Origin of the sequence: Paeniglutamicibacter antarcticus, assembly GCF_039544305.1 — a bacterium.
Taxonomy (GTDB): domain Bacteria; phylum Actinomycetota; class Actinomycetes; order Actinomycetales; family Micrococcaceae; genus Paeniglutamicibacter; species Paeniglutamicibacter antarcticus_C.
The window spans coordinates 1-22,969 of the sequence record NZ_BAABLK010000084.1 but is presented as its reverse complement, the minus strand read 5'-3'; the positions used below and the strand labels follow the sequence as shown (position 1 = coordinate 22,969).

At 64.1% G+C, this 22,969-nt stretch carries 23 protein-coding genes and 1 pseudogene; 12 read left to right on the top strand and 12 right to left on the bottom strand.

Annotated elements, in window-relative coordinates:
- Positions 1–130: 130 nt before the first annotated feature.
- The 3 genes and pseudogenes from ABEA12_RS15825 (at position 131) to ABEA12_RS15815 (ending at position 1,007) form a co-directional block, all read left to right on the top strand.
- A complete protein-coding gene (locus tag ABEA12_RS15825) occupies positions 131–352 on the top strand; it encodes a hypothetical protein (RefSeq protein WP_345468910.1) in 222 nt (73 codons plus the stop codon).
- On the top strand, positions 349–564 hold the full coding sequence (locus ABEA12_RS15820; protein ID WP_345468909.1) for a neutral zinc metallopeptidase: 216 nt from the start codon (positions 349–351) through the stop codon (positions 562–564). The genes ABEA12_RS15825 and ABEA12_RS15820 overlap by 4 nt, the downstream gene beginning before the upstream one ends.
- Before the next feature lie 75 nt (positions 565–639).
- Positions 640–1,007, top strand: a pseudogene (locus ABEA12_RS15815) (neutral zinc metallopeptidase).
- Between the two features lie 71 nt (positions 1,008–1,078).
- Here the strand turns inward: ABEA12_RS15815 and ABEA12_RS15805 are convergent.
- The 6 genes from ABEA12_RS15805 to ABEA12_RS15780 form a co-directional block, all read right to left on the bottom strand.
- Entirely contained in the window at positions 1,079–1,423 is a 345-nt protein-coding gene (locus tag ABEA12_RS15805; RefSeq protein ID WP_210101008.1) for a metal-sulfur cluster assembly factor, read from the bottom strand.
- A 2-nt stretch (positions 1,424–1,425) separates the two neighbouring features.
- Entirely contained in the window at positions 1,426–2,184 is a 759-nt protein-coding gene (gene sufC / locus ABEA12_RS15800) for a Fe-S cluster assembly ATPase SufC (RefSeq protein ID WP_210101009.1), read from the bottom strand.
- A 76-nt stretch (positions 2,185–2,260) separates the two neighbouring features.
- Positions 2,261–3,538 (bottom strand): Fe-S cluster assembly protein SufD, encoded by a 1,278-nt coding sequence (sufD, locus tag ABEA12_RS15795; RefSeq protein WP_210101010.1) that lies wholly within the window; start codon positions 3,536–3,538, stop codon positions 2,261–2,263.
- Positions 3,539–3,540: 2 nt separating this feature from the next.
- Positions 3,541–5,001 carry a Fe-S cluster assembly protein SufB gene (sufB, locus tag ABEA12_RS15790; protein WP_345468903.1) on the bottom strand — a complete coding sequence of 487 codons (1,461 nt, stop codon included), beginning with the start codon at positions 4,999–5,001 and terminating at the stop codon, positions 3,541–3,543.
- Positions 4,998–5,786 carry a helix-turn-helix transcriptional regulator gene (locus ABEA12_RS15785; protein ID WP_210101011.1) on the bottom strand — a complete coding sequence of 263 codons (789 nt, stop codon included), beginning with the start codon at positions 5,784–5,786 and terminating at the stop codon, positions 4,998–5,000. Before ABEA12_RS15785 ends, sufB begins: the two co-directional genes overlap by 4 nt.
- Positions 5,787–5,922: 136 nt before the next feature.
- On the bottom strand, positions 5,923–6,105 hold the full coding sequence (locus ABEA12_RS15780; RefSeq protein WP_210101012.1) for a hypothetical protein: 183 nt from the start codon (positions 6,103–6,105) through the stop codon (positions 5,923–5,925).
- 474 nt (positions 6,106–6,579) lie between these two features.
- Between ABEA12_RS15780 and ABEA12_RS15775 the strand changes: the two genes are divergently transcribed.
- From ABEA12_RS15775 to ABEA12_RS15765, 3 genes are read left to right on the top strand one after another with little or no spacing between them, the layout of a single operon-like run.
- Positions 6,580–7,536, top strand: a complete 957-nt coding sequence (locus ABEA12_RS15775) for an ABC transporter ATP-binding protein (RefSeq protein ID WP_210101013.1) — start codon at positions 6,580–6,582, stop codon at positions 7,534–7,536.
- The gene (locus tag ABEA12_RS15770) at positions 7,526–8,299 is read left to right on the top strand and encodes an ABC transporter permease (protein ID WP_210101014.1); all 774 of its coding nucleotides are present in this window, start codon (positions 7,526–7,528) and stop codon (positions 8,297–8,299) included. The genes ABEA12_RS15775 and ABEA12_RS15770 overlap by 11 nt, the downstream gene beginning before the upstream one ends.
- Before the next feature lie 19 nt (positions 8,300–8,318).
- On the top strand, positions 8,319–9,251 hold the full coding sequence (locus ABEA12_RS15765; RefSeq protein ID WP_210101015.1) for a COX15/CtaA family protein: 933 nt from the start codon (positions 8,319–8,321) through the stop codon (positions 9,249–9,251).
- 363 nt (positions 9,252–9,614) lie between these two features.
- Here the strand turns inward: ABEA12_RS15765 and ABEA12_RS15760 are convergent, their stop codons facing one another.
- On the bottom strand, positions 9,615–10,598 hold the full coding sequence (locus ABEA12_RS15760; protein ID WP_210101016.1) for a heme o synthase: 984 nt from the start codon (positions 10,596–10,598) through the stop codon (positions 9,615–9,617).
- Positions 10,599–10,913: 315 nt separating this feature from the next.
- Between ABEA12_RS15760 and tkt the strand changes: the two genes are divergently transcribed.
- From tkt to pgl, 6 genes are all read left to right on the top strand, one after another.
- Entirely contained in the window at positions 10,914–13,025 is a 2,112-nt protein-coding gene (gene tkt / locus ABEA12_RS15755; RefSeq protein WP_345468899.1) for a transketolase, read from the top strand.
- A 37-nt stretch (positions 13,026–13,062) separates the two neighbouring features.
- Positions 13,063–14,178: a transaldolase gene (tal, locus tag ABEA12_RS15750; RefSeq protein WP_210101018.1), complete on the top strand. Its 1,116-nt coding sequence runs from the start codon at positions 13,063–13,065 to the stop codon at positions 14,176–14,178.
- The gene (locus ABEA12_RS15745) at positions 14,178–15,809 is read left to right on the top strand and encodes a glucose-6-phosphate isomerase (protein ID WP_210101019.1); all 1,632 of its coding nucleotides are present in this window, start codon (positions 14,178–14,180) and stop codon (positions 15,807–15,809) included. Before tal ends, ABEA12_RS15745 begins: the two co-directional genes overlap by 1 nt.
- A 100-nt stretch (positions 15,810–15,909) precedes the next feature.
- Positions 15,910–17,469 carry a glucose-6-phosphate dehydrogenase gene (gene zwf, locus ABEA12_RS15740; protein WP_210101020.1) on the top strand — a complete coding sequence of 520 codons (1,560 nt, stop codon included), beginning with the start codon at positions 15,910–15,912 and terminating at the stop codon, positions 17,467–17,469.
- Positions 17,466–18,407: a glucose-6-phosphate dehydrogenase assembly protein OpcA gene (locus ABEA12_RS15735; RefSeq protein WP_210101021.1), complete on the top strand. Its 942-nt coding sequence runs from the start codon at positions 17,466–17,468 to the stop codon at positions 18,405–18,407. The genes zwf and ABEA12_RS15735 overlap by 4 nt, the downstream gene beginning before the upstream one ends.
- Positions 18,397–19,158, top strand: a complete 762-nt coding sequence (gene pgl / locus ABEA12_RS15730; RefSeq protein WP_425571793.1) for a 6-phosphogluconolactonase — start codon at positions 18,397–18,399, stop codon at positions 19,156–19,158. The genes ABEA12_RS15735 and pgl overlap by 11 nt, the downstream gene beginning before the upstream one ends.
- A gap of 79 nt (positions 19,159–19,237) precedes the next feature.
- Here the strand turns inward: pgl and secG are convergent, their stop codons facing one another.
- The 5 genes from secG to ABEA12_RS15705 form a co-directional block, all read right to left on the bottom strand.
- Positions 19,238–19,489 carry a preprotein translocase subunit SecG gene (gene secG, locus ABEA12_RS15725; protein WP_210101023.1) on the bottom strand — a complete coding sequence of 84 codons (252 nt, stop codon included), beginning with the start codon at positions 19,487–19,489 and terminating at the stop codon, positions 19,238–19,240.
- Between the two features lie 28 nt (positions 19,490–19,517).
- The gene (tpiA, locus tag ABEA12_RS15720; RefSeq protein WP_210101024.1) at positions 19,518–20,333 is read right to left on the bottom strand and encodes a triose-phosphate isomerase; all 816 of its coding nucleotides are present in this window, start codon (positions 20,331–20,333) and stop codon (positions 19,518–19,520) included.
- The gene (locus ABEA12_RS15715) at positions 20,330–21,562 is read right to left on the bottom strand and encodes a phosphoglycerate kinase (RefSeq protein ID WP_210101025.1); all 1,233 of its coding nucleotides are present in this window, start codon (positions 21,560–21,562) and stop codon (positions 20,330–20,332) included. Before ABEA12_RS15715 ends, tpiA begins: the two co-directional genes overlap by 4 nt.
- A gap of 27 nt (positions 21,563–21,589) precedes the next feature.
- Positions 21,590–22,603: a type I glyceraldehyde-3-phosphate dehydrogenase gene (gap, locus tag ABEA12_RS15710; RefSeq protein ID WP_210101026.1), complete on the bottom strand. Its 1,014-nt coding sequence runs from the start codon at positions 22,601–22,603 to the stop codon at positions 21,590–21,592.
- Between the two features lie 242 nt (positions 22,604–22,845).
- A partial coding sequence (locus ABEA12_RS15705) for a Fe-Mn family superoxide dismutase (RefSeq protein WP_345468912.1) occupies positions 22,846–22,969 on the bottom strand: 124 nt, incomplete at its 5' end.

Below are 22,969 nucleotides of genomic sequence, written 5' to 3'. Positions count from 1 at the left end.
GCCAGGAAACGGGCCGGAAGACGTTGCCGTCCGTGGTCAAAACCGTTGCCGCTGGTGGTCAGTCCAATTGCCGCTGGTGGTCAGCGGGGATCGCCGCCTATGGTCACTTTAGAACTTCCGCTGACAGATCATGAACTTCAATGACGACGCGCGTCTGTACTCCGGGCGCAACAAGGATTCGCGTGGCCGAGGCCACCGAATAAAGATTGCTGCCGGCGGGGCAATCATCGTGGTGTTGATCGCCGCGGTGCTGGGCAACAAACCCGGTATCCTCGCCCAGCTGGGCCTGGGCTCGGATGCCGGCACCAAACAAGGCACCACCAACAATGGGTCCGCCGCTTTCAGCGAGTGAAAGACAGGCGCCGATGCCAACGGCCGTGCCGACTGCCGGATACTGGCAACCACCCAGTCACTGCACAGCTTCTGACTCGATTACCTGCCGCAACACGACGTGTAGGTGCCAAACCAGGGCTCGAGGTCTTCGGCGGACAGGTCGATACCGCGTGCGGCCCGGCAACCAGCGCCGTCGGCCCGTTCCACTGCCCGGCGGATCGCACCGCCTAATTCGACACCGGTTTCTTCACCGAATTGCGCGGTCTCTATGGCGCAGACGGCGGTCCCCCGGCCGAGGAGTACGGGGTGGCCCACGAGTACTGGCACCAGGTCCAGAACACCGCCGGCACCAAGTCCGGCTCGGTGCGCGTTGAGCTGCAGGGCGGCTGCCTGGCCGGGATATGGGCCGGGCACGCGGCAAAGGCCAAACACGCCAACGGCACCACCTTCATGGATCCGTTCAGCAAGATCGACGTGCGTTCAGCCCTTTTCGCTGCCTCGGCGGTCGGGACGACAGGATCCAGCAGGCCGCCGCCGGGCAGGTGAACCCCGAGGGTTGGACCCATGGTTCCTCGGCCCAGCGCCAGGCATGGTTCCTGCAGGGCTATTCCACCGGGGACATCAACCGGTGCGGCACGCTCTCGGCAGCCAACCTCGACAAGCCAGGCAGTTAGGGCATTAAAGACGCCGGGTGCGTCTCCCCCGAACAGGGGAAACGCACCCGGCGTGTTGGGCGTGCGCAGGACTAGATGTTGAAGCCCAGGGCCCGCATCTGGTCGCGGCCATCGTCGGTGATCCGCTCAGGACCCCATGGCGGCATCCAGACCCAGTTCAGGCGGTAGGAATCAACGACGGATTCCATTGCCTGTCCGACCTGTTCCTCGATGACCTCGGTCAACGGGCAAGCAGCAGTGGTCAGGGTCATGTCCACGAGTAGCGCGCCGTCTTCGGCATACTTCAGTCCGTAGAGCAGGCCCAAGTCAACGATGTTGACCCCGAGCTCCGGGTCGATGACATCCTTGAGGGCTTCTTCAACGTCCTCAAGAGAGGCTTGCGCCGACCCGTCGGTCGTCTCATTGGATACGCTCATGACTATGCCGAAACATTCTGGAAACGGTCGTAGCCTTCGGCTTCGAGACGGTCGGCAAGCTCTGCGCCACCCTGCTCGGCGATCCGGCCGTCAACAAAGACGTGCACGAAGTCGGGCTTGATGTAACGCAGGATGCGGGTGTAGTGCGTGATGAGCAACGTGCCCATCTCGTTCTTCTCCTGGGCGCGGTTGACACCCTCGGAGACGACCTTCAGTGCATCGACGTCCAGACCGGAATCGGTCTCGTCAAGCACGGCGAACTTCGGCTCGAAGAGCTCGAGCTGCAGGATCTCAACGCGCTTCTTTTCGCCGCCGGAGAAGCCCTCGTTGACGTTGCGCGAGGCGAACTCTGCATCGATCTTCAGTGCTTCCATGGCCGTTTTGACTTCCTTGGTCCAGGTCCGCAACTTCGGGGCTTCCCCGTCAATAGCGGTCTTGGCGGTGCGCAGGAAGTTGGTCATGGACACACCCGGGATCTCGACCGGGTACTGCATGGCCAGGAACAGTCCGGCGCGCGCACGCTCATCGACAGCCATTTCCAGGACGTCTGCGCCGTCCAGGGAAATGGAACCCGAGGTGACGATGTAACGCGGGTGACCGGCAATGGTTGAGGCCAAGGTGGACTTGCCGGAGCCGTTGGGGCCCATGATGGCGTGGGTTTCGCCTGTTTTGATGGTCAGGGAAACACCCTTGAGGATTTCCTTGAGGCCCTGCTCGGTCTCGATGGAGACGTGCAGGTCCTTGATTTCCAGAGTAGACATGCCTTGAGTCCGTTCTCTTTCCGTGAAGTCGATGTAACATCGACGGAGTTTTTGATGTTGGTGGGCGAAGCCCGAGTTAGCTGTCCGTTGCCGCGAGCTCGCGCTCAATGGTCTCGGCCAGGCGTTCCTCGATCTCTGGAACCCGAATCTGCTGCACGATCTCGTTCAGGAAACCACGCACCACCAAGCGGCGTGCGGTCTTCTCGTCGATACCGCGGCTCATCAGGTAGAAGAGGTGGTTGTCGTCGAAACGTCCGGTGGTCGATGCGTGGCCGGCACCGTCAATCAGGCCGGTCTCGATCTCCAGGTTCGGCACCGAGTCGGCGCGGGCGCCTTCGGAAAGAACCAGGTTGCGGTTCGCCTCGTAGGAGTTGGTCCCCTTGGCTTCCTTGCGGATCAACACGTCGCCCACCCAAACGGTGTGTGCGTCCTTGCCCTGCAGGGCGCCCTTGTACAACACGTTGGACTTGCAGTTCTCGGTCGCGTGGTCCACGAACAAGCGGTGCTCCAGGTGCTGTCCGGCATCGGCGAAGTAGAGACCGAAGAGTTCGACCTCACCGTTTTCGCCGCCGAAGTGAGCCGAAGGGGTCATGCGAACCAAGTTGCCACCGTAGGTGACAGCAATGTGCTTGAGCTTGGCTTCCTTGCCGACCTTTGCCAGGTGCGCGGATGCGTGGATCGCGTCATCGTTCCAAGCCTGCAACGAGATGACGGTCAGCTTTGCGCCCTCCTGAACATCGAATTCGATGTTCTGCGCGAGCACTGCCGAACCGACGTGGTCGATGACGACCACGGATTCGGAATTGGTCTCAGCGACGACGACCAAGTGGCTTGCGGCGGCCTCGGTTGAGGTGCCCGTGTACGTGAGGGTGACCTGTTCGCCAGTGGATCCGGCGGGAATGGTCAGCACCTTGGCCTCGGCTGCGTACTTCCATGCATTGGCGGAAATGCGGTCCTCTGGGATGCCTGCCGAACCCACGCGTGGGTCAGACATGGCAACTGTTTCCATGGTAGAAACATTTGCGTCGGCGACGCTCAACTCGGGGGCTACGCCCGTGAGCTCATTTTTGTGAAGACCGCCCATGCGCTTGAGCGGGGTGAAGCGGAAGTCCTCTTCACGACCGGTCAGCACCGGGAAGTCCTCAACGTTGTAGCTGGTCTTGCGACCGGCTCGCGAGGAGTCCGGGATCCCGGCACCGCCGCCATGGCTATGCGCCTTGACGGCGTCGCCACCGATCGGGGATGCCTTCGCATTCATGGGCGAGAGGTTCTCGCCCTCTTCGGTGAACCCGGAAATGCTGGGGGCGCCGATGCGGGCCTTTTCGCCCGTTGCGTGAGTTGCTGTATCAGTCATGATTAACCGACGGATCCTTCCATCTGCAGTTCAATGAGGCGGTTAAGTTCCATGGCGTATTCCATCGGCAACTCACGGGCAATCGGCTCGACGAAGCCGCGCACGATCATGCCCATGGCTTCCTCTTCGGTCATGCCGCGGCTCATCAGGTAGAAAAGCTGCTCTTCCGATACGCGTGAAACCGTCGCCTCGTGGCCCATGGTCACGTCGTCCTCGCGGACGTCGATGTACGGGTAGGTATCGGAACGCGAAATCTGGTCAACCAGCAATGCATCGCACTCGACAGAGTTGCGTGCACCCTTGGCGCCTTCGCGGACCTGGACCAGGCCGCGGTAGGCCGAGCGGCCGCCGTTGCGGGCCACCGACTTCGAGACGATCTTCGAGGAGGTGTTCGGAGCGATGTGCACCATCTTGGATCCGGTGTCCTGGTGCTGGCCCGCACCGGCAAAAGCGATCGACAGGGTCTCGCCCTTTGCGTGCTCGCCAACCAGGTAGACGGCCGGGTACTTCATGGTGACCTTGGAACCGATGTTTCCATCGACCCACTCCATGGTCGCGCCCTCTTCACAGATGGCGCGCTTGGTCACCAGGTTGTACACGTTGTTCGACCAGTTCTGGATCGTGGTGTAGCGCACGCGTGCGCCCTTCTTCACGATGATTTCCACCACTGCAGAGTGCAACGAGTCCGAGGTGTAGATCGGAGCCGTGCAACCCTCGATGTAGTGGACGTAGGAATCCTCGTCCGCAATGATCAAGGTGCGCTCGAACTGACCCATGTTTTCCGTGTTGATGCGGAAGTAGGCCTGCAACGGGATATCCACGTGGACACCCTTGGGGACGTATACGAAGGAACCGCCGGACCAGGTCGCGGTGTTTAGCGAGGCGAACTTGTTGTCGCCCACCGGGATGATCGTGCCGAAGTACTCCTTGAAGATGTCTTCGTGTTCCTTCAACGCGGTATCCGTGTCGAGGAAGATCACACCCTGCTTCTCAAGGTCTTCACGCAACTGGTGGTAGACGACCTCGGACTCGTACTGGGCGGCAACCCCTGAAACCAAGCGCTGCTTTTCAGCCTCGGGGATACCGAGCTTCTCGTAGGTGTTCTTGATGTCGTCCGGCAGGTCCTCCCAGCTAGTGGCCTGCTTCTCGGTGGAGCGCACGAAGTACTTGATGTTGTCGAAGTCGATGCCCGAGAGGTCTGCACCCCAGGTAGGCATGGGCTTGCGATCAAAGTACTTCAGGCCCTTGAGGCGCATATCCAGCATCCACTGGGGCTCGTTCTTGAGCTCCGAGATGTTACGGACAACTTCCTCGCTAATGCCACGGCGTGCGTTGGCACCCGCATCGTTTTTGTCACTCCATCCGTACTCGTAATTACCGATGCCCTGGAGTTCTGGGTTCTTCTCCAGGATCTCGGTAATCACGCCTGCGTCAGTGGACTGATGTGCAATCTGATCCGTCATCGCGGCCTCTCCTGCTTCGTGATCTTGATTCGAGTTCTCTTCTCAGCGCGCTGAGGAGGTTGGTTCCGACCCACGGGTATGTGGGTCGTACACACATGCCCGCCGCTGGCAAGTGTCGAGAGCCTTCGCACATCGACACCCAGCAGACGGGAAAAAGCCTGGGTTTCCATCTCGCAAAAGACGGGGAATTCCCTGGCCAGCTCTTGGATGGGGCAGTGCCCCTGGCACAGCTGGACGCTGCGCATAGTTGCTGTCGGCGAGTTTGCGCCGACCTTGCGGGTGGAAGCAACGAAACCGTCGGCGCTGAGCGCTTCGCTCAGGACCTCCGCACGTTGCTCCAGCCCTTCGACCCCGGCCAGCGCCGGGGCGTAGCGCCGCTCCATTTCGCCGAAGCGGCGGGCGGCAAAGGCCTCGATGGCGGCCGGTCCTGCGGCACGGCCAAGTTCAGCCAGTGCCTCGGTGGCGATATCAAGGTAGTCGTTGCCCATCCTGGTCTGGCCGCGGTGCGAAAGCACGTAGCGGCGTGAGGGCCGCCCAGCGCCGGTGCGCTGGTTGGCCACGAGCTTGACCTCGACGAGGCCTTCCTTGGAAAGCGCATCGAGGTGGCGGCGAACGGCGGCAGGGGTGAAGCCAAGGCGCTCGCCCAATTCGGCGGCGCTGACCGGCCCATCTTCCAAAACGGAAAACAGGACCCGGTCACGAGTGCGTTCTTCGGCTTCCCCTGTCGCGGGAACGTTGCGCGCCGGCACATCGCCTACCGGCACGGACTTTTTCGATGAATACACAACACAAGCATGCGCTAATAGAAGCCGCCCGTCTAGTAAGGCATTACTTACCTCGCGGACAGCGAAATCCCGCGACCACCCTCGCGCCCGGCCCCCAAGGTGATGCACGCCACGTTGGCGGACGTACTTCGATTGCTCACCGGTGGCGGACGGTTCGAATGCTGATCCACCAACGCAACGCCAGCACTACGGTGATGAGCGCCAGAGCGAAGCCGAAGATCCTCCAAAGCGGCGCGATGCTCCCGCTGATGAACGCCAACGCAGTCAACACGGCGAAGAAGATTGCAGCCTTGCCGATGCTTGCGTTCTTCCGTGCCATTGACATACGTCCAACTCTACCCAACCCCAGCGCAAATATCCCTGCCTGTTGCGGGCGGGAGGTACACGGATTTCGATCGGCGCGCCGAACCACCCGGTCTCACCAAACACGGAAACACCAATTGATGAACCAGCACCAGTGCCACATGAAGGACGCGAACCTCCAGGGCATACGGACCGGATAACCAGCCGCCGCCCATGACCCGCATACGCGGCTTGCACCCGTTCGCGGTTCCTGCTGCAGACAAGCCTCCCTGCGGGTTCGCCGGACCGGCGGCATGAATCGCCTCGCCGCTCGATCCCTCCATCGCGGTCCTGGCCGCAAAGCCACGGGCCACGCCTCACCCCTGCCAGGTTGCCCCCGCCTGAGACGGCGCCACCGACTCGGTCCCGGTATCAGGCGCCCGAGCAGCCACCAAGGAGACGGACGCCACACCACTGCCTGGCTCGCTTCCACCTGACATAGAATGGCGGGGTGTCCAATGTGTCCCCAAGTCTCGTCATCGAAGACCTGCTCAAAGATTTCGGTCCCGTTCCGGCCCTAGACGGACGGATGGTGCGCGTGCTGAACGGCATCAGCCTCAAGGCCAACCCCGGCGCCGTCACCACGCTGCTGGGTTCCAACGGAGCGGGAAAGTCAACCACCCTCGCCTGCGCCCAGGGGCTTTTGCGCCCCGATGGCGGAACCACCCGCCTGCTCGGCAAGGATCCCTACGGCGCTTCCCCTGCCCTTCGATCACGAGTCGGCGTGATGCTCCAGGACGGCGGGCTTCCTCCCTCGTTGCGTCCCATCGCATTACTGCGCCATGTCGCTTCCCTCTACCGGCGCCCGGCCGACATCAACTCCCTGATCGACCGCCTGGGCATCGACGAATTTTCCACCACCTCGATCCGTCGGCTTTCCGGCGGGCAGAAACAGCGCGTGGCCCTGGCCGCAGCCCTAGCCGGAAACCCCGAGGTCGTCTTCCTCGACGAACCCAGCGCCGGGCTGGACCCGCAGTCCCGGCAAGTCGTCTTCGACTTGATCACCGAACTACGTGGAGCCGGGCTGTGCATCGTGCTCACCACGCACCTGATGGAAGACGCCCAACGCCTCTCGGACTACGTGTACATCATCGACGACGGCAAGAACGTCGCCGAAGGAACCGTTGCCGCGCTGACGGCGCGCGCGGCACACGACTCCGCCGCCCAGGCACTGTCCTTCACCGCCGCCGCCCAAATGGAGATGCCGCGTCTGCCCGGGCACCTGCTGCTGGTGGAGCCCTCGCCGGGCCACTACCGACTTGAAGGCGTGCGCGATGCCCACGACCTGACGGCCCTGACTTCCTGGTGGGCGGAGCGAGGCATACTGCCCAACTCGCTGACCATGCAACCACGCAGCCTTGAAGATGTGTTCCTGGAAATTGCGGACAAGGGAAACGATGCCAACTAATACACTGCCGTCCACCGAGACATCGAACGCCGTGGGAACCTTGCGGCGCATCGCGCTGCAAGGGCGCTACGAGACCCTGGCGATGATCCGCAACGGCGAACAGCTTGTCATTGCCGTGGTCCTGCCCATAATGGCGCTCTTCGGCCTGGTCTTCACCGACCTGCTCAAGGACGTCGCCGAGAGACCCATCGATGCGGCGACTCCCGGGGTGCTTGCCCTGTGCGTGGTCTCTACCGCATTCACCGGACAGGGAATCGCCACCGGCTTCGACCGCCGTTATGGAGTCATGCGCCTGCTTTCGACCACTCCGCTGGGCCGCACCGGACTGATTTACGGCAAGGTCCTTGCCGTGCTCTCGGTCCTGGCGATGCAGGTCATCGTCATTGGCGGCGTGGCCCTGCTGCTGGGCTGGAAGCCCGCCGGTGCTGGTATTCCCTGGGCTGTTGCCTTCCTAGTCCTCGGGGCCGCCTCGTTCACCGCCCTGGGCTTGCTGATCGCCGGCACCGTCCGTCCGGAGGCAACCCTGGCCATCACCAACCTGGCTTGGGTGTTGCTGGCCGGAGCAGGAGGAGTCCTTTTCCCCGCCGCCAGCACCCCCGAGTTCCTGCACCCTGTCATCAACCTGCTGCCATCGGCGGCATTGGGTGATTCACTGCGTGAAACCCTCATTTCCGGGACCGTGTCCGGCCCCGCCTTACTGATACTGCTGGCATGGACACTTATTGCCGGCTTTGCCGCAACCCGCTGGTTCAAGTGGAACTAGAATCCTGGAGCACAACATCATGAGCACCGTCTCCCCCACCGCCAAAAGCTGGACGGACAAGTTACCCACCACCGTGAACAACACGGTTCACCGCTTGGCAATCGCCGCCTTGGTATCCCAGATCGGCATCATCATCACCGGTGGCGCCGTCCGGCTGACCAAGTCGGGGCTCGGCTGCTCGCAGTGGCCCAATTGCGTACCCGGATCCATGACACCGGTTCCCGAACAGGGCATCCACGGCCTTATCGAATTCGGCAACCGCACCCTGACCTTCGTGCTGGCGGTCATTGCGGTGGCGATGATCGTCTCGATCTGGAAAATGCGCTCCACACACAAGACCATCTACAGGCTTTCGATCGCACTGCTGGCCGTCATTCCCGCCCAGGCGGTCATCGGCGGCATCACCGTCTGGTCCAAGCTCAACCCGTGGGTCGTTTCCCTGCACTTCCTGGTCTCCGCCGCACTGGTGATGGCAGCGGTCCTGCTGGTCAACCGCACCGGGGCCCTGCGCCGCGGGGAAACCTTGCTGGGCACCCCGGCAGGTGCCACCCAACGCTCCCTGGCGTGGACGATCTTCATCGCTTCATCCATTGCCTTGATCCTGGGCACCATGGTCACCGGAACCGGTCCGCACGCCGGGGATGCCGATGCCCCGCGCCATATGTTCGATCCATACATCGTCACGCGCATCCACGTGGCGCCGGTGTACCTGCTGGTGATCGCAACCGTCGTGGCCCTGGTTCTGGCGCTTCGCCATTCCTCCGATGCGAAACTGCGCATGCCGTTGCTGATGATGACTGCCGTGGTCCTGCTCCAAGGTGTCATCGGCTATGTCCAGCACTTCACCGGCCTGCCGATCATCCTGGTGTTGCTGCACATGCTAGGGGCTTCCCTGCTGGCCGCAGCGGCCGTAAACGTCTGGGACCGCGCCACGGCGAAGTTCCCGTTCTAGCCAACACACGACCCTTCGAACGGGGGCCTTCCCGCATGTGCGGGAAGGCCCCCGTTTTTATGCCAGAACAATGGGTCCGCTGCCCTCCTGTAGGACAGCAAGGCTGCCCGGGCTAGTGACCGCATGTGCGGGAAGGCCCCCGTTTTTATGCCAGAACAATGGGTCCGCTGCCCTCCTGTAGGACAGCAAGGCTGCCCGGGCTAGTGACCGCATGGGCGAGGTACGGGGCCGCAACAGGCCGGTGGACAGTCCGCAGACCCATCGGGCGAGCAGGCGCCGCCGTCCGGGCAACAAGAAAGCGGCCCGCCCAGGTTTCCCTGGTCGAGCCGCTTTGCTTGTTTTGCTTGCGCTGGCGCCTTGTTCCTAGCCGAAGAGCGGTCCACCGACGAACGGGTCGATGGCCAACGCCACGAAGACGAGCGTGAGATAGGTGATCGAGATGTGGAAGACCTTCATGGCCTTCTTGTTCATGTGGGCCGGATCGTGGTCACGCTGGGCCTCGCGGTAAAGCACGTGGCACTCGTAGACGAACCAGAGGCCGGAGACACCGGCGATGACCGTGTAGACGATGCCTGCGTATCCCATCGGCACCAGCAGCAAGGAGCAAGCCAGCGTTGCCCATGCGTAGAGGACAACCTGAACCGAGACCGAGCGCGCGGTGGAGATCGCACCAAGCATCGGCACGTGGGCAGCGTTGTAATCATCGGCGTACTTCATGGACAGCGGCCAGTAGTGCGGCGGGGTCCATAGGAAGATGATGAGGAACAAGATGATGGCGGGCCATTCAATCTTGTTGGTCACCGCGGCCCAGGCGATCAACACCGGCATGCAGCCAGCGATCCCGCCCCAGACGATGTTCTGCGCCGTGCGGCGCTTGAGGATCAGCGTGTAGAGCACGACGTAGAAGAGGATCGCGGCTAGGCCCAGCAACGTGGTCAGCGGGTTCGTCCCGAACCAGAGAACCAGAAGCGAGGCAATAGCCAGGACCCACGAGAAGACCAACGCCTCGCGTTCGGTCACCTCGCCGGTGACCAGCGGACGGCCCTTGGTGCGTTTCATCACCTTGTCCATGTCACGGTCGATGTAGCAGTTGAAGGAGCCCGAGGCCCCTGCCGCCATGGCCCCGCCGAGCAGGGTGGCCAGCACCAATGAAATCGAGGGGAACCCGCGTTCGGCAAACATCATCGTCGGCAACGTCGTCACGAGCAACAGCTCGATCACCCGGGGTTTGGTCAGGGCCAGATAGGCCTTGGTCTTTCGCGAAAGGAAGTCGCCGGCCGATTCATTCGGCTGACGAGCTGCACGGGCCCTCGTTGCGGAGTCAACGGACACGGTCTTCACAGACATTTACTCAGTTTCTACGGGGTTAATAAGGACAGTCACCTTATAGCATACCCTTTTACGTCGTGTAGAAATGGGCCTGTCCGCTATGTGGTCGAACACTGCGACCCCGTGCCTTGCTGCGGCAATGTTTTCGCCATGCCTCAACAAGTGGTCTCAAACGGACACTTTCCACCCCAAGGGCGCTAAGCTGGAGGCGTTGCGCCGCCGCCTAAACTGCCCAGTGAACCACCGGTCAGGACGGCGGCGTTGTGCTTACAGGGCGAGACGCTGCGCAACCACATGACGTTAATTGCACACCGTACAGGGAGGACCCACATCGTGGCGCCACTAGCAGACACCAGCGAATTCACCTGGACCGATCTCGACCAGCGAGCCGTAGACACCACTCGCGTACTCGCCGCCGATGCCGTCGAAAAAGTGGGCAACGGCCACCCCGGAACGGCGATGTCGCTTGCGCCGGCCGCTTACCTGCTCTTCCAGCAGCATCTGCGCCACGACCCCAGCGATCCGACCTGGATCGGCCGCGACAGGTTTGTCCTCTCCCCCGGGCACACCTCGCTGACCCTTTACCTCCAGCTCTTCCTCTCCGGCTACGGCCTGGAAATGGACGACCTCGAATCCCTGCGCACCTGGGGCTCCCAGACGCCCGGACACCCCGAATTCGGCCACACCGCCGGGGTGGAAATCACCACCGGTCCGCTGGGCCAGGGACTGGCCTCCGCTGTCGGCTTCGCCTACGCCCAGCGCCGCATGCGCGGGATGCTCGACGCAGACGCCGCCGCGGGCACCAGCCCCTTCGACCACACGATCTGGGTCATCGCCTCCGACGGCGACCTGCAGGAAGGCGTCACCTCCGAGGCGTCCTCGCTTGCCGGACACCAGGAACTGGGCAACCTCGTAGTGGTCTACGACGAGAACCACATCTCCATCGAGGACGACACCGACGTCGCGTTCACCGAAAACGTGCTGGGCCGCTACGACGCCTACGGCTGGCACACCCAGCGCGTGGACTGGACCAAGACCGGGAACTACGTCGAGGACTTGGCCGAGCTTGACGCCGCACTGCGCTCCGCCAAGGCCGAGACGGCCCGCCCCTCGATCATCTCCTTGCGCACCATCATCGGCTGGCCCGCCCCGACCAAGGCGGACACCGGAGCGATCCACGGTTCCAAGCTCGGCACCGACGAGGTCGCCGGACTGAAGAAGACCCTGGACTTCGACCCGGCCAAATCCTTCGCCATCGCCGATGAGGTCCTTGACCACGCCCGCGAGGTACAGGTACGCGGTACTGCGGACCACAAGGCGTGGCAGGAAGGCTTCGACGCCTGGTCCTCGGCCAACCCGGGGAACGCCGCCTTGCTGCACCGCCTGGAATCGGGCGAGCTGCCCGCCGGCTGGGATCAGAACCTCCCGGTCTTCGAACCGGGCAAGGACATCGCCACCCGTGCGGCCTCCGGCAAGGTCATTAATGCCGTCGCCGACGTGCTGCCCGAGCTCTGGGGCGGATCGGCCGACCTGGCCGGCTCGAACAACACCACGATCGAGTCCGCCGAGTCCTTCATTCCATCATCGCGCTCCACCGACTCATGGACCGGCAACCCGTACGGACGGGTGCTGCACTTCGGCATCCGCGAACACGCGGCAGCCTCGATCGTCAACGGCATCACGCTGGCGTCCCCGACCCGCGCCTTCTCCGGCACCTTCCTGATCTTCTCCGACTACCAGCGCCCGGCCATCCGCCTCTCGGCGTTGATGGGCGTGCCCTCCATCTACGTGTGGACGCACGACTCCATCGGCTTGGGCGAAGACGGCCCGACGCACCAGCCGGTCGAACAACTCGCGTCGTTGCGGGCCATCCCGAACCTCGATGTGGTTCGTCCGGCAGATGCCAACGAGGTCTCCTACGCGTGGAAGAAGATCCTGGAAACCACCTCCAACCCGGCAGGCATCGTCCTGTCGAGGCAGAACCTGCCGGTCTACGACCGCAGCGAAGTCGGATTCGGTGGCGCCGACGGCGTTGCCAAGGGTGCCTACGTGCTGGCTGATGCCACCGCCAACGGCAAAGTCGTCGCCCCCGAGGTCCTCTTGTTGGCAACCGGCTCCGAGGTTTCCCTGGCCATCGAGGCCCGCACTGCATTGCAGGAAAAGGGCATCGGCGCACGCGTAGTGTCCGTTCCCTGCCTGGAATGGTTCAACGCGCAGGACGCCGCCTACCGCGAATCGGTCCTTCCAGCATCGGTGAAGGCACGCGTCTCGGTCGAGGCCGGCGTGGCCCAGGGCTGGCGGGAGCTGGTCGGGGATGCGGGAGCGATCATCTCCCTAGACCACTTCGGTGCCTCCGCCGACTACAAGCGCCTGTTTTCCGAATTCGGGATCACCACCGAGGCGATCACCGCCGCGGCGCTCGATTCGATCTCCGCAGCCAAGTAACTTCCCCCTTTCCCTTACTGCCAAAGGAGCCTCACTTATGAGCAACGCAAACACCCAGGCACTTTCCGATGCCGGCGTCTCGATCTGGCTTGACGACCTTTCCCGCGAACGCCTGACCTCAGGATCCCTCGAAACCCTGATCAAGGAATCCAACGTCGTCGGTGTCACCACCAACCCCTCAATCTTCCACGCAGCGCTCTCCGACGGACGGTCCTACGCGGCCCAGGTCTCCGAGCTGGCCGCTGCCGGCATGGACGCGCAGGAAGCGGTCTTCAAGATCACCAGCGACGACGTCGCGGCCGCCTGCGACCTGTTCGCACCGATCCACGCCGCGTCCAACGGCGCCGATGGGCGCGTCTCGATCGAAGTCGACCCGCGTCTGGCCCGCAAGACCGCGGAAACCATCGCCGAGGCCAAGGTCCTCGCGGATCTGGTGAACCGCGAGAACGTGCTGATCAAGATCCCGGCCACCGTTGAGGGGCTGGAGGCCATCGCCGAGACCTTGGCGGCCGGCATCAGCGTGAACGTCACGCTGATCTTTTCCCTGGAGCGCTACCGCGCGGTCATCAATGCCTTCCTCACCGGGCTGGAGGGCGCCAAGGCCAACGGCCACGATATCTCCAAGCTGCACTCGGTGGCCTCGTTCTTCGTCTCCCGCGTGGACACCGAGGTCGATGCACAGCTGGACGCCATCGGCACCGACGCGGCATTGGCATTGCGGGGCAAGGCCGGATTGGCCAACGCCCGCCTGGCCTACCAGGTCTACGAGGAATCCTTCACTTCCGAGCGCTGGAAGCTTCTTGCCGCAGCCGGAGCCAGCGCGCAGCGCCCGCTGTGGGCCTCCACCGGCGTGAAAGACCCGAACCTTCCGGACACCCTCTACGTCACCGAGCTGTGTGCACCGAACACCGTGAACACCATGCCGGAGAAGACACTCAACGCCACTGCCGACCACGCCGAAATCACCGGAGACGCGGTCAGCGGGACCTATGAGCAGTCCAACGCGGTCCTTGACGAGCTCGCCGCCCAAGGAGTGAGCTACAACGAGGTCGTTGCGAAGCTCGAGACCGAGGGCCTGGAAAAGTTCGCGACCGCCTGGACCGAGCTGCTCACCGACCTGGATGCATCGCTGAAGAAGGCAGGCAACAACTAATGAGCTCCCTGGGTTTCATCGCCACCGGTGCCGCGCAAGCGGCCATCGAGGCGCATGTGCCGGCGTTGGTGGCAGATTCTGTCGCCAGCCGCATTGCCGCGAAGGACACCACTGTGTGGGTCGAATCGGCCCGTGCGGAGGCAGCCGTCCGACTCGGTTGGGTGGATGCCGCCGAGAATTCGCGCTCACTGGTTCCGCAGATCCTCGCCCTGCGCGATGGATTGCGCGCCGAGGGCGTAAACCGCATCGTGCTGGCCGGCATGGGCGGTTCTTCCCTGGCCCCCGAGGTCATCTGCGCAACCAACAACGTCGAGCTTGTGGTCTGCGATTCCACCGATCCCGAAACGGTCGCCAATATCCTCACCGACCGCCTGGCCACCACCGCACTGGTGGTCTCCTCGAAGTCGGGTTCCACTATCGAGACCGACTCCCAGCGCCGCGTCTTCGAGCAGGCGTTTTCCGATGCCGGCCTGGACGCGGCAACGCGCATCATCGTGGTCACCGACCCCGGTTCCCCGATGGACGAGGCCAGCCGCAAGGCCGGCTACCGGGCGGTGTTCAACGCCGATCCCTCGGTGGGCGGGCGCTACTCGGCCCTGACCGCGTTCGGCCTTGTCCCCTCCGGCCTGGCCGGGGTGGACATCGAGGCATTCCTTGACGACGCGTCCGCCGCTGCACAGTTCCTGGCCGAGGACGATGAAGACAACATCGCCCTGTCACTGGCGGCAGCGCTGGCGGCCACGGTGCCGCTGCGCGACAAGTTGATCTTCGCCGACGAAGGCTCCGGGATGGCCGGGTTCGCCGACTGGGCCGAACAGCTCATCGCCGAATCCACCGGCAAGGCCGAAACCGGGCTGTTGCCCGTCGTGGTCGAGGACCGGGCCCCGGAAACCAGCAGCGAAGCCCCCGACTTCCTGCAGGTGCGTCTGGTCGCCGACACCGGGTTGCTCACCGATGCGGACATCGACGCCAAGGCCTCGGCCGTGGCGGTCTCCGGCGCGCTGGGCGCACAGATGCTGCTCTGGGAGTACGCAACGGTGATCGCCGGGCGGATTTTGGGCATCGATCCCTTCGACCAGCCCGACGTGGAGGCCGCCAAGGTCGCCGCGCGCTCGCTGCTCGATTCCACTCCGGAAACGGTTCCCCCGGTGCTCAGCGAGGGTGCCATCGAGGTCCGCGGATCCGAGGGGCTCCTTGAGGGCGTCGAGACCGTCGCCGGCGCACTGTCGGCATTGCTCGCAGCGTTGCCACAGGACGGGTACCTGGGAATCCAGGCCTACCTCGACCGCCATGCCGACTCGTCGATGGAATCGATCCGGCCGGCCCTTGCGGCGGCAACCGGTCGTCCGGTGACCTTTGGCTGGGGCCCGCGCTTCCTGCACTCCACCGGGCAGTTCCACAAGGGCGGCCCGCGCGTTGGCGCCTACCTGCAGTTCACCGCCGAATCCTCAATGGACCTCTCCATCCCGGATCGTCCCTTCACCTTCGGGGAGCTGCTGGCGGCGCAGGCCAGCGGGGATGCCGCCGTCCTGGCCAACCTGGGTCGGCCCGTGCTGCGCCTGCACTTCACCGACAAGGAAGCCGGCGCAAGGCAGTTCGATAAGCTGGTGAGGGATCTGGCCCAGGCCTGATCCCCTTCCACAAACGCATCATTCCGGGTGCACCGGGTGCCGTGGCACCCGGTGCACCGACCATCGGTTTCCTCCAACAGTTGAAGGCCCACTTTCCTTGATGCAAGATTCTTCCCGGCACCCGGTGCCCGGGCACACCAATCCACTGCGCGATAGGCGGGACCGCCGCCTGGAGAAGATCGCCGGGCCTTCCGCGCTGGTGTTCTTCGGTATCACCGGGGACCTGGCACGCAAGAAGCTCATGCCAGCGGTCTACGACCTGGCCAACCGGGGGCTGCTTCCCCCGAACTTCGCCGTGCTCGGCTTCGGGCGCCGCGACTGGGACGATGCCCGGTTCGCCGCCGAGGCCAAGGCCTGGGTCCAGGCCAACGCCCGCACCGCGTTCAACGAGACGGTCTGGGAGCAGCTGGCCAGCGGGTTCAGGTTCATCTCCGGCGGGTTCGAGGACGACGATGCGTTCATCTCGCTGCGCGAGACGCTCGACGAGCTGGCCAGGCTTCGCGGCACCCACAAGAACCACGCCTTCTACCTCTCCATCCCGCCGAACTCCTTCGAGACCGTCTGCCAGCAGCTATCCAAGCACGGGCTGGCCAACGACGACTCCGATGATGCCGGCTGGTCGCGGGTTGTCATCGAGAAGCCGTTCGGGCACGACCTTGCTTCTGCGCGCGAACTGAACACGATCGTCGAATCGGTGTTCCCGCCCGACGCGGTGTTCCGCATCGACCACTATTTGGGCAAGGAGACGGTGCAGAACCTTTTGGCGCTGCGCTTCGCCAACCAGCTCTTCGAGCCGCTGTGGAACTCCAAGTACGTGGACCACGTGCAGATCACCATGGCCGAGGACATCGGCATCGGCGGACGCGCCGGCTACTACGACGGTGTGGGCGCGGCCCGCGACGTCATCCAGAACCACTTGCTGCAGCTGCTGGCGCTGACCGCGATGGAAGAGCCGATCAGCTTCAACGCCGACCACTTGCGCAGCGAGAAGGAAAAGGTCCTCGCCGCCGTGCGACTGCCCGAGGACCTGGAATCGGCCAGCGCCCGCGGCCAGTACACCTCCGGGTGGCAGGGTGGGGAAAAGGTCACCGGCTTCCTGGACGAGGAAGGCTTCAACCCGGCTTCGAAGACCGAGACGTATGCGGCGATCAAGCTGGAGATCAACACCCGCCGTTGGGCCGGCGCCCCGTTCTACCTGCGCGCCGGCAAGCGCCTGGGCCGCCGTGTCACCGAGATCGCCGTGGTGTTCAAGCGCGCCCCGAACCTGCTCTTCCGCGACCACAGCGACGACGCGTTCGGGCAGAACGCCATCGTCATCAGGGTCCAGCCCGACGAGGGCGTGACCATCCGCTTCGGCTCCAAGGTCCCGGGCACCGCTTCGGAGGTGCGCGACGTAACAATGGACTTCGGCTACGGCCACGCGTTCACCGAGTCCTCCCCCGAGGCCTACGAGCGGCTGATCCTGGACGTGCTGCTGGGCGAGCCGCCGCTGTTCCCCCGGCACGAAGAGGTCGAACAGTCCTGGCGCATCCTTGACCCGTTCGAGGAACACTGGGCAGCGTTGCCCGAGCAGCCGGAACCCTACGCCCCCGGATCCTGGGGCCCGGGGTCCGCCGACGAATTGATGGCCCGCGACGGAAGGACATGGCGCCGCCCATGATTACCGAGCTGAAGGACACCACCACCTCGAAGATCTCCAAGCAGCTGGTCACCATGCGCCGCGAGGGCGGCGCTGTGGCACTCTCACGGGTGCTCACGCTTTTGGTGATCACCCGGGCCGGCTTCGAGGAAGCAGCCATCGACGCAGCCTCCCTGGCGAGCAGGGAACATCCGTGCCGCATCGTCGTCATCGTCAAGGGCGCCGTCACCGGGGATACCCGGCTGGATGCGGAGATCCGCCTCGGCGGGGATGCCGGGGCCGCCGAGGTCATCGTGCTGCGCACTTTCGGGCCCGACGCTCACGTTGACGAGTCCCTGGTCTCCGGGTTGCTGCTGCCAGATGCCCCGATCGTTGCCTGGTGGCCGCACGGGGTGCCCAAGGACGCGGCGAACACCCCGCTGGGGAAGATCGCACACCGGCGCATCACCGATTCCGGGGCGGAGAAAGACCCTCGCAAAGCGCTGTTCTCCCTGGCCAAGTCCTACAAGGCCGGGGACACCGATCTGGCCTGGACCCGGCTGACCTTGTGGCGCGCCCAACTGGCCTCGGTACTGGACCAGCTGGACCCCGGCAGCCTGACCTCCGTGACCGTCACCGGCGCCGTCGATTCACCCTCCACCGTGCTACTGGCCGCATGGCTGCGCCTGTGCCTTCAGATCCCGGTGACCTTGGCATCCTCCCCCGAGGGCACCGGAGTGCGTTCGGTGCGCTTTGCCCGCGAAGAGGGGGACGTCGAGCTTTCCCGTCCGCCGGGGGATGTTGCTGAGTTGTACCAGCCGGGCCAGAAGGCCCAATTGATCTCGTTGCCCCAGCGCCCCGTATCCGACTGCCTTTCCGAGGAGATGCGCCGGCTTGATCCCGACGAGGTCTTCGGCGAAGTCGTGCGCGAGGGCCTGAAGCGGACCAACCTAAGGAGCATCCGTGCCAGTGAACGCTAAGCGACACGTCGTCATCCACCCCGATTTGCCCGCCACCGCGGCGGCGATCGCCGCCCGGCTCATCACCGCGGTCCTTGACGCCCAGGCGGCCCGCGGCCAAGCGAGCATCGTGCTCACCGGCGGCACCTTGGGCATCGCGTCCCTGAAGCAGGTCGCGCTCTGCCCCGCAGTGGGCTCCGTTGACTGGTCGAGGGTGAACATCTACTGGGGGGACGAGCGCTTTCTCGCCGCGGATTCCCCCGAGCGCAACGCGGTCCAGGCCGAGGTGCTGCTCTCGGTGCTCGATGGCCACGGGCTTGACCGTGGCCGTGTGCACCCGATGGGTTCGAGTGACCAATACGCCACGCCCGAGGAAGCCGCCGCGGGCTATGCGCAGCTGCTGGCCGAGGAGGCCAGCCACGAAGGTTCGGTGTCCCTGCCGATCTTCGACGTGCTGATGCTGGGCATGGGCCCGGACTCCCACGTTGCCTCATTGTTCCCGGATCACGTCGGCGCCGCGGCCACCGGGGTCAACGTGCTCACTGTCCACGATTCGCCCAAGCCCCCGCCGCTGCGCGTCTCGCTGTCATTCGAGGCCATCAACACCGCACGTGCGGTGTGGCTCGTGGTTGCCGGAGTAGACAAGGCGCCCGCCGCCGGGATCGTGCTGGGAGCGGATACGGTGTCCCGCGAACGCGTTCCCGCATCGGGTGTTTCAGGCACCCATGGCACCTGGTGGCTCATGGACCAGGCCGCCGCCGCACTGCTCTAGGACCGCGCATACGCAAAAGCGCGGCTTCGCATTTCCCGTTTGGGTGAATGCGAAGCCGCGCTTTTTTGGCGCGGAGGGCCTAGGACTCGGCGCTGAAGCGCATGACCAGGCCCAGGCCGATGATCACGGCGGCCCAGGTGATCCCGAGCACGACGGTCACGCGGTTGAGGTTGCGTTCGGCGACGCCCGAGGAGCCCAACGAAGTGGTCATGCCACCGCCGAACATGTCAGACATGCCTCCTCCGCGGCCCTTGTGCAGCAGGATCAGCAGTATAAGCAGCCCGCTTGTGATGCCCAGCAAGATCTGCAGTATCAACTTGATGACGTCCACTATTGCCCTTCAATCCGCTCGATGGCGTTTAGTCGGTCACCAGGTGGTGCTCGAACCTAACAATGTTAGCAAACTCTGCGGCATCAAGCGCAGCCCCGCCGACCAACACGCCGTCGACGTCGCGCTGGGCCAGGATTGCCGCGGCGTTTCCCGCCTTGACCGACCCTCCATAGAGCACCCGCACCTTGGAAGCCACGTCGATGCCGAAGAGGCTCGAGAGTTCGTTGCGGATCGCGGCGCACAGCTCTTGTGCGTCCTCGGGCCCGGCGACCTCGCCGGTGCCGATGGCCCATACCGGTTCGTAGGCCACGACCAGTGTCTCGGCCTGCTCCTTGGTGATTCCGGCCAAGGAGCCACGCAGCTGCTCGAGGGTGTACTCGACGTGGGTGCCGGCCTGGCGGATCTCCAGGCCCTCACCCACGCAAAGCACCGGGGTGATCGAATAACGGTACGCCGCGGCGACCTTGGTGGCCAGCAAGTCGTTGGACTCACCGTGCAGGGCACGGCGTTCGCTGTGGCCCACCAGCACGTACTCACAGCCCAGGCGGGAGAGGAACTGTCCGGAGATCTCCCCGGTGTATGCCCCCGAATCGTGGGCCGAGAGGTCCTGCGCGCCGTAGCGCACCTTCAGGTCATCGGCCATGGTCAGGGTCTGCACCCCGCGCAGGTCGGTGAAGGGCGGGAAGACCGCCACCTCGACACGGCCGTAGTCGTGCTCGGCGTCGGCCAGCGTCCAGGCCAGCTTCTGCAGCAGCGTGATGCCCTGGACATGGTCCATGTTCATCTTCCAGTTGCCGGCAATCAGCGGCTTCCTGTTGAATTTTCCGTTGGTGGATGTGGTCACGAACGTGCCTCCAAGGCGGTCAGGCCGGGAAGTTCCTTGCCCTCGAGGTACTCGAGGGAGGCACCTCCTCCGGTGGAAATATGTGAGAAGTCGGCGTCAATGAAGCCCAGGGTGCGCACGGCGGCTGCAGAATCCCCGCCGCCAACGACGCTGAAGACCTCGGATTCGGCAAGTGCGGTGGCTACCGCACGGGTGCCTCCGGCGAAGGCCGGGATCTCGAAGACGCCCATCGGGCCGTTCCAGAACACCGTGTTGGCGCTCTGGATGTAGCTGGCGAACTTTTCCGCGGAGTCGGGGCCGATGTCCAGGCCCAGGCCGGTGTCGCCGAAACGCCCTCCGGTGATGTCGTTCGCGGGGCGCACCTCATGCTCGGCGTCGGCCCCGAACTTGGAGGCCACCACGACGTCGGTGGGCAGCACGATGTCGCAGCCCAGCTCCTTGGCACGGCTGAGGTAGCCGCGGCAGGTTTCGAGCTGGTCTTCTTCCAGCAGCGATCCACCGACTTCATGGCCCTGGGCCTTGAGGAAGGTGAAGGCCATGCCACCGCCGATCAGCAACTGGTCGGCGCGGTTGAGCAGGTTGTCGATCACGGCAAGCTTGTCCGAGACCTTGGAGCCGCCCAGCACGACAACGTAGGGGCGCTTCGGGGCACCGGTGAGGGTCTTGAGCACCTTCACCTCTGTGGCGACCAGGTCGCCCTGGTAGGCAGGCAAAAGGGAGGCGATGTCGAAAACCGAGGCGTGCTTTCGGTGCACCGCACCGAAGGCGTCATTGACGTACGCACCGTTCTCACCGGTCAGCGCGGCCAGCTCGGAAGCGAATTCGGCGCGCTGCGCGTCGTCCTTCGAGGTTTCGCGGGCATCGAAACGCACGTTTTCCAGCACCAGCACGGTGCCGTCGTCCATTTCGGCGGCAAGCTTTTGCGCCGAGGGACCCACGACGTCGCTTGCGATGCTCACCTCGAGGTCCGAGAGCTCCGCCAGCCGGTTGGCCGCCGGGGCGATCGAGTATTGGGGATCGGGTTCGCCCTTGGGGCGGCCCAGATGTGCCATGACAATGACGCGGGCGCCGGCATCAGCCAGCTTCTGCACCACGGGGATGGAGGCGCGTACACGCCCATCGTCGGTGACGGTGAGGCCATCAAGCGGCACGTTCAGGTCACTGCGGACCAGAACGTGCCGCCCAAGGACACCATCGGCGATCAATTCGTCGAGAGTGTGGGAAGTCATGTGACTAGGCTATCGGAGTCTGTGGGACTAGCCGAGCCGTGCGCCGACATATTCGGCGAGGTCGACCAGTCGCGAGGAGTATCCCCACTCGTTGTCGTACCAGGCGACGACCTTCGCGGTGGTGCCGATGACGGTGGTGAGCCCTGCATCGAAGATCGCCGAGTGCGCGTCGTGGACGATGTCGGTGGAGACCAGCGGGTCCTCCGAGTACTTCAGGAAGCCCTTGAGCGGTCCTTCCTCGGCGGCCTTCTTGAAGGCTGCGTTGATTTCCTCGACGGTGGCCTCACAGGCCAGGTTCACGGTGAGGTCCGTTGCCGAGCCGGTCGGTACCGGCACGCGCATGGCATAGCCGTTGAGCTTGCCCTTGAGCTCGGGCAGCACCAGGCCGATGGCCTTGGCGGCACCGGTGGAGGTCGGGATCATGTTCAGGGCAGCGGCGCGGGCACGGCGCTGGTCCTTCTTGTGCGGGGAATCTTGCAGGTGCTGGTCGGCTGTGTACGCGTGGATGGTGGTCATCAGGCCGTCGACGATGCCGAACTGGTCGTTGAGCACCTTGGCCACCGGGCCCAGGCAGTTGGTGGTGCAAGAGGCGTTGGAGATGATGTGGTGCTTGTCCGCTTCGTACTTCTCGTGGTTCACGCCCATCACGACGGTGATGTCTTCCTTGGAACCGGGGGCTGAGATGATGACCTTCTTGGCGCCGGCCTGCAAGTGCTTCTCGGCGTCGGAGGCCTTGGTGAACAGTCCGGTGGACTCGATCACGATATCTACGCCCAGCTCGCCCCAGCCAAGGTGTGCCGGGTCCTTCTGCGAGAGGAACTTGATGCGCTTTTTTCCTACCACGAGGTAGGCGCCGTCGACGCTCACGTCTTCGGCTAGGCGGCCCATGACCGAGTCGTACTTGATGAGCATGGCCAGGTCGCTGATCGAACCGAGGTCGTTTACCGCGACGATCTCGATGTCTGCGCCGCTTGCAAGGGTGGCTCGCAGGAAATTGCGACCGATGCGTCCGAAACCATTAATGCCAACACGGGTAGTCACGTGTATTTCTCCTTGACAGAGTGATGTTGCCACTGCCGCGAAAGAATGGCCCCGGGGTTTGGGACGCAAAACGGAGTGGCTTGGAAAAAATTGGACACTCCGTTGTGTCGTCAGCGCTGGGGCTGACCGGGTTGTTGCGTGTCTTGCGGCAGCTGCCGCAAGACACGCAAAACGCGATGCCTCCACCCTACGCCACTTGGGCGTTGGATGTGAGGAGGCTTACGCTTTTTCTTGCGGGGGTGTTACTTGCCCGGGACGATCAACGCAGCAGCACCCTTACGGGCAGCCTCGAAACGAGCCGACACATCAGCCCAGTTCACGATGTTCCAGAACGCCTTGACATAGTCGCCCTTCACATTCACGTAA